The 15,279-nt window shown below is 67.1% G+C and carries 5 protein-coding genes; 3 read left to right on the forward strand and 2 right to left on the reverse strand.

Features of this window, described 5'->3' with window-relative positions; translation table 11 throughout:
- Positions 1-49 precede the first annotated feature (49 nt).
- Positions 50-592, reverse strand: a complete 543-nt coding sequence (locus A5651_RS24095) for a GNAT family N-acetyltransferase (RefSeq protein ID WP_066987186.1) — start codon at positions 590-592, stop codon at positions 50-52.
- Positions 593-670: 78 nt separating this feature from the next.
- Between A5651_RS24095 and A5651_RS24100 the strand changes: the two genes are divergently transcribed.
- Positions 671-5,584 (forward strand): non-ribosomal peptide synthetase, encoded by a 4,914-nt coding sequence (locus A5651_RS24100; RefSeq protein ID WP_066987189.1) that lies wholly within the window; start codon positions 671-673, stop codon positions 5,582-5,584.
- 7 nt (positions 5,585-5,591) lie between these two features.
- Positions 5,592-10,115, forward strand: a complete 4,524-nt coding sequence (locus A5651_RS24105; RefSeq protein WP_066987193.1) for a non-ribosomal peptide synthetase — start codon at positions 5,592-5,594, stop codon at positions 10,113-10,115.
- Here A5651_RS24105 and A5651_RS24110 read toward each other — a convergent pair.
- The gene (locus tag A5651_RS24110; RefSeq protein WP_066987194.1) at positions 10,095-13,565 is read right to left on the reverse strand and encodes a non-ribosomal peptide synthetase; all 3,471 of its coding nucleotides are present in this window, start codon (positions 13,563-13,565) and stop codon (positions 10,095-10,097) included. The genes A5651_RS24105 and A5651_RS24110 overlap by 21 nt on opposite strands.
- A 67-nt stretch (positions 13,566-13,632) precedes the next feature.
- On the opposite strand from A5651_RS24110, the gene A5651_RS24115 reads away from it, so the two are divergent.
- On the forward strand, positions 13,633-15,279 hold the full coding sequence (locus A5651_RS24115; protein WP_066987197.1) for a (2,3-dihydroxybenzoyl)adenylate synthase: 1,647 nt from the start codon (positions 13,633-13,635) through the stop codon (positions 15,277-15,279).

Here is a 15,279-nt window from a genome sequence, read left to right on the forward strand (position 1 = left end):
CCGATCGAAACTTAGCGCAGGCTAACATAACCTCCCCCCTTTGTTAGGTCTACCGCGGTGCGTTGACCTCTGGGTTCGGTTCGCGGTCGCGAAGCATGAGCGCGGCGCGTTTGGTGGGCAGATCGATGTCGGCGGCACGACGGAAACCCGCGCGCTCGAACGCCCGCACGGATCGCATGTTCTCCACGTCGGGCTCGGCGACCACCCTGGTCGCCCGGGGGTTGGTGGCCAGTAGGCAGTCCGAGACCAGCCGCAGCAGTGGGCCTGCCAGCCCCCGGCCGCGGCACTCGGCGGGGCCGAGAAGCAGGTGTATCCCGGCGTCGTGCTCGCGTGCGGCGTAGTACTTCGCGAGGGGATCGTGATCGGCGCGGTAGAGCTCCCAGTAGCTCATCGGGACACCGTCGAGCTCACCCACGTACGGAGCCGAGTGGGAACTGGCCTGCTGGTCACGCAGGTAGGCGGCGACCTCGTCGACGGGCCAGGCCTGATGCCAGAAGCGAGCCACCTCGGCGTCGTTCATCCAGGCATGGACGCGGGCCAGATCGCGATCGTGGTCCAGCGGCCGCAGCGAGAACTCACCCGACAACCCCACGTAGGACCTCCCTGCAAGTTAGCAAAGGCTAACATAAGCGCGCGCCCCGCCGATCGACCCTCAGGAGTAGGACGACCCATGCCAGACGATGTCATGACGCTGCAGGACCGCCGTCGCGAACTGCTCCGTCGCCGCATCGCCGAAAGCGGCCTCACCGCAGCGCAATCGGTCACGCGCGCCCGCGTCGGTGAGCGCCTTCCGCTGTCTGCCGGCCAGCGCCGCATGTGGTTCCTGCAGACGCGGGATCCGGCCGACGCCACGTTGAACATCTGTGTTGCCTACCGGTTGACCGGCGCCCTCGACGAGGGTCGCCTGCGAGACGCCGTCAACGAGGTCGTCGGGCGGCATAGCGTGCTATGCACGACGTACGGGGTGGATGCCGACGGTGACCCGTACCAGATCATCCACGACGACATCGAAATCCAGTGGCGCATAGAGGATCTCGTCGGCTCCGGCAGACAGGCCGAGGATGTGGCGCGCCAGGAATTCGGTAGGCCGTTCGATCTGGCGAACGACGTGCCGCTCCGGGTAACCCTCGTCCGCACCAGTGTGCAGGATTACCTGCTCCTGCTGGTGGTGCACCACATCTGCTGGGACGACGACTGCTTCGGCATCTTCTTCTCCGATCTGAGCGCGGTGTACAAGGGCGACGGCAAGCGGGGGCCCGCGGTCCAGTTTGTCGACGTGGCCGACGGGGCCGATATGTCGGTGGCGGCGCCCACCGAACAGGACCTCACCTACTGGCGCGACGTGCTTCGGCCACTGCCCGAATCCCTCGAGCTACCCGGCCTGCCCGTGCCGAATCCGACCAAGCTGGCACGACGTCGATCACGGGCGCTTCCTGCCGAGTTGCTCGGCCGCGCAGAGGCATTCGCTCGAAAACAGTCGGCCACGCCGTTCATGGTGCTGCTTGCCTCATTCGGCGCGCTGATTCGCCGCTACACCGGCGCATCCGAATTTCTCGTCTCCGTTCCCGTCACCGACCGTGCGGCAGCGGCCGCCACGGCGATCGGATACTTCGGCAACACGCTGTTGATCCGCGTCAACCCGCAGTCCGACGACACGTTCGCGTCGCTCGTCTCGGCCGTTCGCGGCACCTGCCTCGACGGCTTCGCCCACCAGTCAGTGGGCATCGACCACGTGGTCCGCGCGGTGAACCCGGCGCGAACGATGGGCCGCGACGGCATGGAACAGCTCGTCAGCCTTGGCTTCAGCATGCGCAAGAGCGCCAACATGCTGGCACTGGACGGAGTCGAGGTGCACCAGCTCGGGTTGGGCGCGGTGACCGCACAGCTTCCGCTGACGCTGACCATCGACTACTCCGACAACGGTGCGGTGATCGAGTTCGAATATCACAGCGACGTGCTTGCCGATGCGCTGGTCGATCAGATGCTCGTCCACTACCTGCGGCTGCTCGACAGCGGGCTTGCCAACCCGCGTGTCCGCCTCGGCGGTCTGGCCATGCTCGATCGCGACGAGATCCTCGCCCAGTCACACGGCGACCTCGTCGACACCCCGGCCACCACGATGGTCGCGATGCTCGAGGCGGCGGCCGACGCCAGGCCGGATGCGGTTGCGCTGACCTCGGATCTCACCGAGCTCACCTACAGCGACCTGCACCGGCGCTCGAACCGGTTGGCGCGCTGGCTGATCGGTAAAGGGATCGGCGCCGACGACATCGTCGCCCTTCGCATGACCACGTCGACGGAGTTCATCGTCGCGCTGTTTGCCGTGCTGAAGGCCGGCGCTGCCTACCTGCCGATCGACCCCGCCTATCCCGAGGAGCGCATCGACTACCTGATCGAGGATGCCGCTCCTACAGCGGTGATCACCAGGACGGACTTCGACGCCACGGAAGAGGCGGCGGCACATCTGTGCGACGCGGCGCTCACCGACGCCGACCGCCGGCAACCGCTGCGTCCGCAACATCTCGCCTACGTGATCTACACCTCCGGCTCGACCGGGCGTCCGAAGGGGGTGGCCGTTTCGCACCAGGCGATCGCCGAGCATGTCGAGTGCTTCACCGCGGAATGGAGCATGACCGCAGACGACCGGTTGTTGCAGTCGTCGTCGGTGAGTTTCGACGCATCGCTGCTGGATATCTTCGTGACGCTGTCACTCGGGGCCCGGCTGATCGTACCGAAACCCGATGCGTTCACCGATCTTTCGTATATCGCGGATCTGATCGAGCGTCACAGGGTCACCGTCCTTCATATGGTGCCCTCGATGCTCAGCACCCTGCTGTTGCTGCCGCGGGCCGCGCAATGGCGTCAGCTTCGGCACGTGCCGGTGGGCGGGGAAGCCCTGTCAGCTGACGTCGCGGAGAAGTTCAGCGACTATTTCGACGCGCAGTTGCGTAACCACTACGGGCCGACCGAGGCCGTCGTCTGCTCCACGCATATGGACATCCGGGGCGTCCAGCAGGGGAGCCAGGGGAGCACGGTGCCTATCGGCGTGCCGAACCGCAACGTGTACACCTATGTGCTCGACGGTGATCTGCAGCCGGTGCCTGCCGAGGTGGTGGGGGAGCTGTACCTCGGCGGCACGCAGCTGGCGCGGGGATACCTGGGCCGACCTGGCTTGACCGCGCAGCGCTTCATCGCCGATCCGTTCACTTCCGGAATGCGGTTGTACCGGACGGGAGATCTGGTGCGCCGCAACCTCTCCGGTCATCTCGAATTCGTCGGCAGGTCCGACGAGCAAGTCAAGGTGCGGGGATTCCGGGTCGAGCTGGGCGAAGTGGAGTCGGTGCTCACGGCCCACTCGTCGGTCCGCCACAGCGTGGTCGTCGCCCAGGACACCGAGATCGGCCCGACCCTCGTCGGTTACCTGGTATCGGATGGCGATGTGAATCTCGACGCCCTCCGAGGGCACGCCGCGTCGGTGCTGCCGGACTACATGGTGCCGAACGCTTTTTGTGTGATCGACCATATTCCGCTGACCGTCGGCGGAAAGCTGGACAAGCGGGCCCTGGCCGCCCCGACATCCATCGCGGTGCGCACGCACCGCGAACCGGCCACCGAAACCGAGCGGCGGATGTGCGAGATCTTCGCGAAGTTGTTCGGCTGCAACCGCGTCGGCGCAGACGATTCGTTCTTCGAGCTCGGTGGCCACTCACTTCTCGCGGCGCGGCTGGTGGCACTGATCAGAGCCGAGGTCGGGGTGGAGTGCACTGCCCGCGCCGTGTTCGACGCGCCGACTCCCGCCGGCCTGGCGGCCACGCTCCTCGATGGGTCCCGCACGGCTGACCGTCCGCCGCTCGTCCCGGCGGAGCGCCCGGTTCGGCCGCCGCTGTCCTATTCGCAGCTTGCGATGTGGTTCCAGCACCGGCTGCGGGGCGCGAATGATGTTTTCAATCTGGCGCTTTCGCTGCACATCGACGGCCGGCTGGACCTAACTACGCTCGGCGCAGCCATCGACGACGTGGTGTCGCGACACGAACCCCTACGCACCACGTTCGCTGAGCATGACGGCGTCCCGCATCAAGTTGTGCACCCGGCCATGAGCGTTGCCGTCGAGATGGCCGAGAGCAACCCCGACCGGGTCGACGACGACATCCGCGAGTTGCGTCGGCATGTGTTCGCGCTCGAGGCGGGGCCGATGATCAAGCCGACGGTGCTGAAGCTCGCGTCGGACTCGCATGTGCTGCTTCTGCTGATCCACCACATCGTCTGTGACCATGTGTCGCTCGGGGTGATCTTCGAGGACCTCGTCGATGCGTACCGCGGCCGAGCCGACGGGACGGCGCCACAATGGGATCCGCTTCCGCTGCAGTTCGTCGACCACACACTATGGCAACACAGCGCCTTCGGGCAGACGAGTGACTGGGGTGATGGCGAGCTCGCATACTGGCGTCAGGCGCTGGCCGGATTGCCCGAGGAGATCCCGATGGCTGCCGACTACACGCGGCCACCGATTCTCGGGACGCGCGGCGAAGTGGTGAGCTTCGCGGTGCCCGCCGAACGCCGCGCCGCCATCACCCGGCTCGCCGCACAGAGCGACACCAGCGAATTCATGGTCTACCAGGCCGCCCTGGCAGTTGCACTGCACAAACTCGGTGGGGCCGTAGATATTTCGGTCGGCAGCCCGGTCTCCGCGCGGATCGACGTCGCGGCCGAACGGGTGGTGGGACCGTTCGCCAACGTCGTCGCGCTGCGAAACGACCTGTCGGGCGACCCGAGCCTGCGCACGGTGATCGCCCGTAGCCGCGAAGTCGTCCTCAACGCGCTGACGCACCAGGAGCTGCCGATCGACCGGCTGGTCGAGGCCATCAACCCGCGACGCTCAACCTCGCGCAACCATCCGCTGTTCCAGAGCTCGATCCATTTCCGCGGTGAGGACTGGGCGCCCAGGCCGCGCGCGCTCGCCGACGGGACCAGTGTGGTGCCGGTTCAGCTCGACTTCGAGGTCTCGCTGCTCGACCTGAACGTCGGCATCGACGTGACCACGGACGGGGGGCTGGATGTGCGCGTGATCGGCAACGCCGATCTGTATGAGCCGCAGACGGTTCGGCATATCGCCGACGCGCTGGACTCTGTGCTCGAAGGGTTCGCGATGACGCCCGATATCACCGTGTCGGAAATGCAGGTGCTGCCGGCCGATGTCCTCGAGAAGCTGCGCACCGCGCCCGTGCCGTCTGCGGTACGACCGGCGGATCCGATCGGCAGTGGTTCAGAGGAAACCGAGCAGGCGCTCATCGCGCTGCTGAAAGAACTGCTCGACATCGACGACGTCGATCGTGACGACAACTTCTTCGCGTTGGGCGGCGACAGCATCATCGCCGTCCAACTCGCGGCGCGGGCGACCGCGCAGGGGCGTGAGCTCACGCCGGTGATGGTCTTCGAGCACAGCTCGATCGCGTCACTGGCCGCCGTGGTCGACGCCGGTCAGCTAGCGGTCCCGCAACCGGCGGCCAGCGCGCCCATGAGCGCATCGGGCTTGAGCGAAGCGGCGCTGTCCGGTCTCACCGCGGCGTGGCTCGAGCAGGCCTGAGGCGGCCATGACCACACCGGCGATCGAGGATGTCCTTGCACTCAGCCCGCTTCAAGAGGGGCTGTTCGCGCTCTACCATCTGGCCGAGGACGGCATTGACCACTACACCATGCAGTTGAAGGTGGACATCGACGGCCCCGCCGACGTCGATCTGCTCCGCCGCAGCGCCGCAGCACTGCTGGATCGACACCCGAACCTGCGCGCCGCCTTCTGGGACCGCGACGTTCCACGGCCGGTCCAGATCGTGCCCAGCCACGCCGAGCTGCCATGGCTCGAGCGCACCGCCACCCCTGCGGAATTCGATTCGATCGCGCGCTCCGAACGGCGGCGGCCGTTCGATTTGAGCCGCGGACCGGCGCTGCGCGTTGTGCTGCTCACAGTGCCCGGCGAGCTCAGGCGCAGGCTGATCTTCACCGCGCACCACATCGTGATGGACGGGTGGGCGCTCGGCGTGTTCTTCACCGAACTGCTGGCCGTGTACAGGGCCGCCGGATCACTCGACGGGCTACCGAAGCCGCGTCCGTACCGGGATTACATCGCTTGGTTGGGCGCGCAGGACACCGCCGCAGCGCTGGCCGCATGGAGGGACTACCTGCGCCGGGTGTCGGGGCCGCTGATGATCGCCGATGCGGCGAGCACTGCGAACGCGTTGCCGCAAGCGACGACACGGGTGTTGTCTGCGGAAGCTACAGTGCGGCTGCGGAATTGGGCCGGCCGCAACGGCCTGACCGTAAACACCGCCGTTCTGTTCGCATGGGCGGTCATCCTCAGCAGGCTCACCGACCGCCGCGACGTGGTGTTCGGCAGCATCGTCTCAGGCAGGCCCGAACAGCTAGCCGGCGTGGAGACCATGGTCGGGCTTTTCATCAACAGCGTCCCCGTCGTGCATTACGTCGACCGCGCCGCCTCGGTGGTCGAACAATGTGCGCGGTTGCAGCGCGAGTCGTCGGCGATGCGCGACATCGGCTATCTGAGCCTGTCGGAACTGCACCGCGCCGACGGACGCGGAGCCCTCTTCGACACCATGTTCGTGTTTGAGAACGCACCCGTCGCCGATGCCATTCGAGCAGTGACCACACCGGACGGCGCGACGTTCACACCGGTCGAGATGGAAAGCCTGACGCACTATCCGCTCACAGTCGTGTCGCACATGAGCGGCGACGAACTGATGGTCGTCGTCGAGGTGATGCCTGAAGCGTTGCCGCACCTGCCGGCAGCCGACATCTGCGAGCGGCTCATCGCGGTGCTGTCGCAGTTGCCTGACATCGGCGACCAATCACCCGACGCGCTGGACGTCTTGACCGCCGATGAGCGCGCCCACCTGCGCAGCGATCGCTGTGTCGCTGTTGCGGAGACGGCGTGGGAGGCCTTCGAGCGGCAGGTGCAGGCCACTCCCAACGCCACCGCCTTGACAGCGGGCAGCGGTGAGCGCCGCACCTACACGCAGCTGCACGCGGATGCGTGCCGACTCGCGGCGGAATTGACGGACCACGGCGTCGGCCCGGAAACCATCGTTGCGCTGGCGCTGCCACGGTCGAAGGCATTCGTCGCCGCGATCCTGGCCGTGCTCGCCGCGGGTGGAGCGTACCTGCCGGTGGACATCACCTTGCCGCCTCCCCGCATCCGAAACATCCTGCGGCAGGGCAACCCCCGGGTTATCGTCGCCGAAACCGGCTGTGGTCAGCTGATCGAGGACATTCCAGTTGTTCAACTCGATGATCCCGCTGTGGTCGAACGCATTTCGCGTCATGAGCCCGTGGCGCCGACCGTCGACCGCCACACCGACCAGAGCGCCTACGTGATCTTCACGTCTGGTTCGACCGGCGAGCCCAAGGGCGTCGTCGGCACGAATGCCGCACTGCTCGGGTACTTCGCCGATCACCGCGACCGCGTCTACCGATCTGCTTGCGCACGCGTCGGCAGGCCGCTGCGCATCGCGCACGCCTGGTCGTTCAGCTTCGACGCGTCGTGGCAGCCGCTGGTCGGTCTGCTCGATGGTCACGCCAACCACCTGTTCGACACCGAAGAGATGCGCGATGCACAGCTTCTCGTGAAAGGCTTGGTGGACAACGGCATCGACATGATCGACACGACGCCGTCGATGTTCGTCCAGCTGAGTGCGGCCGGACTGCTGGATCGTGAGCTGTCCGTGCTGGCGCTCGGCGGCGAAGCGATCGACACCACGCTGTGGCAGGACCTGCGGTCGCTGCCCGGCACCGCGGTGTTCAACTGCTATGGGCCGACGGAGACCACGGTTGAGGCGGTGGTCGCCCCCGTGGGTGACTACGCAACGCCAACGATCGGCACACCGAACGCGGGAACCCGGGCCTACGTGCTGGATTCGGCTCTACGGATAGTGCCGACCGGCGTCGTCGGCGAACTGTATCTATCCGGCGTCCAGGTCACCCGCGGATACCTGGGCCAGCCCGCGATGACCGCGAACCGTTTCATCGCCGACCCGTTCTCGCCCGGCCAGCGCATGTACCGGACCGGTGACCTGGTGCGTCGCCTTCCGCACGGCGGCTTCGGGTATCTGGGTCGCGCAGACATGCAGGTGAAGATCCGGGGTTACCGCATCGAGGTCGGCGAGATCGAGGCGGCGCTGCGTACGGTACCGGAGGTGCACGACGCGGCGGTGTCGGTGCTGCGCCGCGATGCCGGCGCAACGCTCGTCGGATTCGCCGTCTGGCAATCGGGCGCCGACGGTGACCCGGCCGCCGTGCGGGCCGCACTGGCCGATCGCCTTCCGTCCTATATGGTGCCCGCCCGGATCATTGGGTTACCGCGGCTGCCGGTGACAGCCAACGGCAAGCTGGACAACCACGAAATCGACCGGCTTGCCGACGCTGCGCTGTCTGCGGGAAGTGGAAGCGGCGCGGCGTCGGCCGCCACCGACACCGAACGGGCGCTCTGCGAGCTGTTCGGTGAACAGTTCGGCGGAGCCGTGCCACACGTGGACGACGACTTCTTCGTGCTCGGCATGGACAGTATCGTGGCCATCGCCATCGTCGGGCAGGCGCGGCGGCGGGGGCTGCACATGAGCCCACGGATGATGATGAGGCACACCACGATTAGTGAGCTGGCGGCCGCGATCGACAGCGGCGCGGAATCCGACGAAGACATCGACAGCGCCGACGTCGGCGAGGTTCTGCCCCTGCCGATGGTGTCTTGGCTGTGCGAATACGGCGGCTATCGTCGCTTCACACACAGCTTTCTGCTGCGGCTGCCGTCCGGCATCGACCGGGATGCCGTCGAGACGGTCCTGCAAGTCCTGCTCGACAACCACCACACACTGCGGTCGGTGATGACCGATACCGCCGACGGGCCGCGACTGGTCACCCGCGAACCCGGTGTCGTCACCGCCGCGGATCTGCTGACCGCAGTAGCCGTGCCGGATACGACCGACGACGGGCTGCGCTCGGCGATCGAGCAGTCGACGCGCACGGCCATCGATGAGATCGACCCACACACGGGGGCGATGCTTAGGGCGGTGTGGTTCCGCGGCGCCGACTTCGGTGAGGTGCTGTTGCTGAGCGCTCATCACCTGGTTGTGGATGCGGTGTCGTGGTACATCATGCTCGCCGACGTGACCGAGGCCTGGCGCGCCATGCAGGTCGGCACTGCCCCAAAGGTGTTGCCGGAGTTCACTTCTTACCGCCGCTGGTCGGAGCTGATGTGGGCACGGTCGGCCGAGCCGGCGGTGCGGGCGCAGAGTGAGTACTGGGCCGCTGTGATCGGCGAGCCGGACCCGGCCCTGGGTACACGGCGACCCGACCCGACGCTCGACACCTGGTCGAGCCTGCGGGTAAATCAGGCCGCGACCCCTGTCGACATCACCGAGAGTGTCCTTGCGGCCGTCACACCCGATGAGGGAATGCGCGAGTTCCTGCTGGCGGCAACGGCGCTGACGGTTTCCAGTTGGCGTCGAGACCGTCAGCAGGACACCGCGGCGGGCACGCTGATAGCCCTCGAGGGGCACGGCCGCGCCGACTCCCTACTGCACGCCGACACCACCAACACCGTCGGCTCGTTCATCACTTCATACCCGGTGCGCATCGGGGCCGGTGAGGCCGCCTTCGACATCGGCCGCGCCGAACGGGACCCGGCGGCAGCAAGTGCGCTACTGGAATCGGTGACCGCTCATCTCGCCGATATCCCTTGCGACGGGCTGGATTACGGGCTCCTTCGCCATGTGGCCCGGATACCCGAATTGCAGGTGGCCACCGAACCCCAGATCCTGTTCAGCTATCTCGGCCGGCTCGACCTCGCGGCGGCGTCCGAGCAGCCGTGGGCACTGCTGACCACGCCGTACACCGACGCGCTGCCCGTCGCCCCGGAGCCCGACCTGCCACTGCGGTTCGCCCTACACGTCAGCCCGCTGGTCAGCGGCACGACCGAAGGTGCGCAACTGGTGACCAACGTGCGGTGGAGCGAGGCGCTGTTCACGCCCGCCGATATCGACCGCTTGATGAGCTTGTGGCAGCGAAGCGTCGCAGCGCTTGCGGCGGCGCTAGGAGGAGGCGCGGCTTAGCTCGCCGTCGATTTCGGCGCTGTCCATCGCCGAGATCTCCAGGTACAGCTGCGCGACCTGATCGAGGCGGTCACTGCGACCCTCGCGAAAGCACAGCCGCTCGGCCAGCGCCTCGACTGTCCTGGCCGCGAAGACGTCGGACAGCATCACCGTGGGCGTGTCGAGCCAGTCCCTGATGTGGGCGACCAAAGTGGTGGCCTGCACCGAATCCCCACCAAGAGCGAAGAAGTCGTCTGTCGCGCCGACGTCGTGGCGGCCCAGCACATCGCCGACAAGGTCGGTGAGCACCTGCTCCAACGGTGTCGTCGGCTCGCGGCGAGTGGCTCCGGCAGACGGCTCTGCGTCGGCGAGAAGGTGCGCGACCGCCCTGCGGTCGGTCTTACCCGCGACCGTGTACGGGATGCGGTCGACGACCATGATGCGCTGCGGAACCATGTGTGGCGGCACAATGTCGGCGAGCGCGGCGGCCACCGCGGCGGGCGAAAGCTCCGGTTGGCCGGCCTGCACCACCGCGGCCAGCACCTCCGGGCCGGTATCGCCTGGTACCGCAACGACGGTGGCCACCCCCGCCACGACGTCCGGCACACGCTGCAATGCCGCTTCGACGTCGCCCAGCTCGATGCGGTAACCACTGACCTTCACCCGGTGATCGGCGCGTCCGACGAACTCGAGCGTGCCGTCCGGCCAGTACCGCACCAGATCGCCGGTGCGGTACCAGGTGCGGCCCGCATGCGTGACGAACCGTTCGGCCGTAAGATCGGGCCTGCCCCGATATCCGCGGGCGATGCCGCAGCCCCCGACCCACAGTTCACCCGGCACCCAGTCGGGACAATCGTCCCCGTTCGCGTCGACGACCCGGCACGCGTTGTTGGGCAATGGAATACCGAACGGCACCGAAGCCCAGTGCGCAGGGGGATCGGTGATATCACAGATCGTGTTGTGCACGGCGGTTTCGGTGGCGCCCCCCAAGCCGGCGAAGCGCACCCCTGGTGCCTCGGCGACCAGTCGCCGAACCATTGCCGGCTTGACCCAGTCCCCGCCGGTGGGCACCACCCGCAACGACGACAGCCGCCCCGCTCCGACATCGAGCAGCATCTGCAACCAACCGGGCATCCAGTGCAGCACCGTGACTTTGTGGGTGTCGATCAGCTCGGCCCAGTGGTCGGGGTCGCGCCGATGTTGCTCGTCGACGACAACGATCGAGCCGCCCGCGGTCAGCATGCCGAAGATGTCCAGCGCCGACAGGTCACCCTCCAGCGTGGACAGCGCGAGGCAACGGTCGTCCGGACCGATGTCGAAGTGCGTATTGATGAACTCCAGCGTGTTCATGACCGCGTCGTGGGTCAGCTCCACGCCCTTGGGCTCACCCGTCGACCCCGAGGTGAACAGCACATAGGCCAGGTCTTGCAGCCCGACCGTCGCCGGCGTGAAATCAGCGGGGTCTCCGATGATTTCGGCATCGGCGACGGTGAGCGACGGGGCGGGGTGGTCCGCGTAATTGGATCCGGTGATGAGCGCGAACTCCACCCCGGCGGAATCCAGGATGCGGGCGGCGCGGTCGGCGGGTTGGTCGAAGCCGATCGGTAGGTAGGCCGCACCGACCGCGTGGATCGCCAGCAGGGCGGTGATCTGCTCAGCGCTCTTCGGGCCCATGACGGCAACCACTTCGCCGTGCATCACGCCGCGCGACTGCAGCGCCGCGGCAACCGACAGCACCTTTTTGTGCAACTGTGCGTAGGTGAGCACCTCGTCGGTGCTGATCACAGCGGGCGCATCGGGATTGGTGAAGGCCTTGGCGAAGAAGCCGTCCGCCAGTGCGTTTGCTCTGGCCGGTGCATGGCGGGAATTGAGCGCCTCCCGCACCGCGCGCGAACTTTCCGGCACAGCACAGGGGTCCGACGCATCCCAGCTGGCATCGTCGGTGGCCAGGCGGGTCAGCTCGTCGATGTGGTAGGCGAACATCGCCTCGGGCACACCGGGCGGGAAGGATTCGATCCGCACGTCCCAGTTGATCATCAGACCGTCGGCCAGCGGCGTGGCCTGGGCGTCGATCAGCACCTGCGGTCCTTGCGAGATGGTCCACACCGGCTTGCCGAACTGATCGGTGACGTCGCCTGCGAACAGATCGCCAAGTCCCAGCGCGCTGGTGTACACGATCGGCGCGAGCGTCTGCACCCCGCGGTGGCGGCTTAGGTCTCGCAGCACATCAAGGCCCGACACCGACGAGTGGACCGCGGTTGCGTGCAGCACCTCCTGCACGGCTCGGGCGCGGGCCGCGGGGGTGGCGGCGTCGGTCAGGTCGATATCCAACATCAGCGAGGAGGTGAAGTCGCCAACCAGTTTCTCGACATCGGGGTGGTACTGCTCGCGGCCGAACATGGGCAGGTTGAGCAGGAACCGCTTGGCGGTCGACCAGTGCGCCAGCGCGTTCGCGTATGACGCGCCGACCGCCATGGCCGGGGTGATGCCGCGCCGGTGTGCGGCGGTGAATAGGGCGTCGCGGTGTGCCACATCGAAGACGTGCCACAACCTCATGCTGCGTACAGGCTCATTCTGCTCGGACAGCGGGATCAGCGGTAGCGCAGGCGGTTCCGGCAGGTCCGGTATGCGCTCGGCCCACCACTGCACGTCCTGCGGTGACGGCGGGGGCGAGGATGCGGTCAACCGCGCGCGGTACTCGCGATAGGTGTAACTCAGCTCGGGCAGATCGACACCTCGGTAAAAGGCCGCGAGGTCGGCCATGATATTGCGGTAACTCACCGCGTCGGCGGCCTGCATGTCCATGTCGACGTGTAGCCGGGTGCCGCCGCCGGGAAGCAGTGACAACGAAATCTCCAACACGTCCGGATCGAGCATCTGGTGTGACTTCTCGTCGCGAATGCGCTCCAGTTCCCGCTCCGCTTCGGACGGGACGAGCGCACGCAGATCGTGAACGGTCACCGGCAGCTCACGGTCGCCGATTTTCTGCGTTCCGTCCGGCAGGATCTCGACGCGCAACATCGGATGGCGCGCAGCGAGTTTCGCGGCCGCAGTGCGCAGGCGGTTCGTGTCGACACCCGCGCCGTCGAACTCGACGTAGAGGTGTGAGGAGACGCCGCCGAGCTGCTGGTGCTCGTGGCGCCCTACCCACATCGCGTGCTGAATCGGGGCCAACGGGAACGGTGCCTCCGGATCATCTGCGGTCGCTTCGTCGGCTGCGTCGGGGGGCTGGGCCGGGGCGCGTTCGGCAAGCAACTCCACCCATGCGTTGACGGTCGGGTTGGCCGCCAGTGCGGCGAAACCGATGTCGATGCCCTGCCGTCGCCAGCGGCCCGAAATCGACATCATCCGAATGGAGTCGAGCCCGGACGCAATGAGGTCGACATCGGGGTCGAGGTCGCCCGGCTCAACGCCCAGAAGCTCCGCGACCTGGGTCAGAACGTCCTCGAGGCCAGTCGGAGTCTGCCACATCCGTTGAATCTCCCGGTAATTGATAGGGTGCCCTAACTTTGTGAAGGCTACCCTATATTCTTCGGTTATGAGCGCCGCCCCTGACCGTGGAGAATCCGATCTGTTCCGGGGCTTCGTGCCGTTCCCCGCCGACCGCGCCGACGAGTACCGGCGCGCGGGGTATTGGCAGGGCCGGCCACTCGACTCAATCCTGCGCGACGCCGCGACCACCTGGCCCGACAAACCCGCCGTCGTCGACGCATCCGGCGCCTACACGTTCGCCGAGCTGGACGCCATGGCCGATCGAAGGGCCGCCGGCCTGGCCGCGCGTGGAATCGCCCCGGGAGATCGAATCCTGTTGCAGCTGACTAACTCCCGGGAGTTCGCCGTTGCGCTGTTCGCTCTGCTGCGCGCCGGTGTGGTGCCGGTGATGTGCCTGATCGGCCACCGAACCGCGGAGCTGAGGCACTTCGCCCAAGTCAGCGGGGCGGTCGGGCTCGTCATTCCCGACGTCGCGGGCGGCTTCGATCATCGCGCGATGGCCGGCCAACTCATAGAGTCGCAGCGCGCGCTTCGCCACGTGCTGGTCCACGGCGACCCGGGGTCCTTCGAATCCTGGTCTTCACTCGCCGACTACGACCCGCTGCCGACGGCTGTGCCGGTCGATACCGCGGCGCCCGCGGTGCTGCTGGTGTCGGGTGGCACGACCGGACTGCCGAAGCTGATTCCCCGCACGCACGACGATTACGTTTACAACGCCGTCGCCGCCGCGCGCGCCTGTGAGCTCGTGCACGACGACGTCTATCTCGTCGTGCTGCCTGCGGGACACAACTTTCCGCTCGCCTGTCCCGGCCTACTCGGCTCGATGACCGTCGGCGCGACCGTGGTCTTCACCGACGACGCCAGCCCCGAGTCGGCCTTCGCGCTGATCGACCGTCATGGCGTGACGGTCACCGCACTGGTCAACGCGCTGGCCAAGATATGGACGCAGGCGTGTGAGTGGGAGCCCGTGCTGCCGACATCGCTGCGCCTGGTTCAGGTGGGCGGCTCGCGCATGTCGCCGGAGGAGGCACGCTACATCCGCACCGGGCTGACCGACGGGCTGCAACAGATCTTCGGCATGGCCGAAGGGATGCTGAACTTCACCCGGCCGGGAGACCCCGTCGACATCGTGGAGAACACCCAGGGTCGGCCGATGTCGCCACACGACGAGATGCGCGTCGTCGACGAGTCGGGGGAACCGGTGGCGCCGGGCGAGGAGGGGGAGCTGCTGGTGCGAGGTCCCTATACCCTCAACGGCTACTACCGCGCAGAGGAAGCCAACGCCCGTTCATTCAGCCCCGACGGGTTCTACCGCACCGGCGACCGGGTGCACGTCTTCGCCGACGGTCCACGGGCGGGCTACGTCGAAGTAACGGGGCGCATCAAGGACGTGATCCATCGCGGCGGTGAGACTGTGTCGGCGACCGACCTCGAGGACCATCTGTTGACCCATCCCGCCGTCTACGCTGCGGCGGCCGTGGCTCTGCCCGACGACTACCTCGGCGAGAAGATCTGCGCGGCAGTTGTTTTCCGCGGCAAGCCCATCGGCCTGGCCGAGCTCAACGCCTTCCTCGACGGGCGTGGCGCGTCGACCCACGCAAGGCCCGACGTGTTGGTCGCCGTGCCGTCGCTGCCGACCACCGCAGTCGGCAAGGTGGACAAGAAGAAGCTCGCCGAGGCGGTCCGGTCGTAG

Source organism: Mycobacterium sp. 1274761.0 (assembly GCF_001668615.1).
Classification (GTDB): domain Bacteria; phylum Actinomycetota; class Actinomycetes; order Mycobacteriales; family Mycobacteriaceae; genus Mycobacterium.

What these genes read in the sequence shown, in the direction of transcription:
- A5651_RS24100 (WP_066987189.1), top strand. Translation starts at nt 671, where the DNA reads ATGCCAGACGATGTCATGACGCTGCAGGACCGCCGTCGCGAACTGCTC.
- A5651_RS24105 (WP_066987193.1), top strand. Translation starts at nt 5,592, where the DNA reads ATGACCACACCGGCGATCGAGGATGTCCTTGCACTCAGCCCGCTTCAA.
- A5651_RS24110 (WP_066987194.1), bottom strand. Translation starts at nt 13,565, where the DNA reads ATGTGGCAGACTCCGACTGGCCTCGAGGACGTTCTGACCCAGGTCGCG.
- A5651_RS24115 (WP_066987197.1), top strand. Translation starts at nt 13,633, where the DNA reads ATGAGCGCCGCCCCTGACCGTGGAGAATCCGATCTGTTCCGGGGCTTC.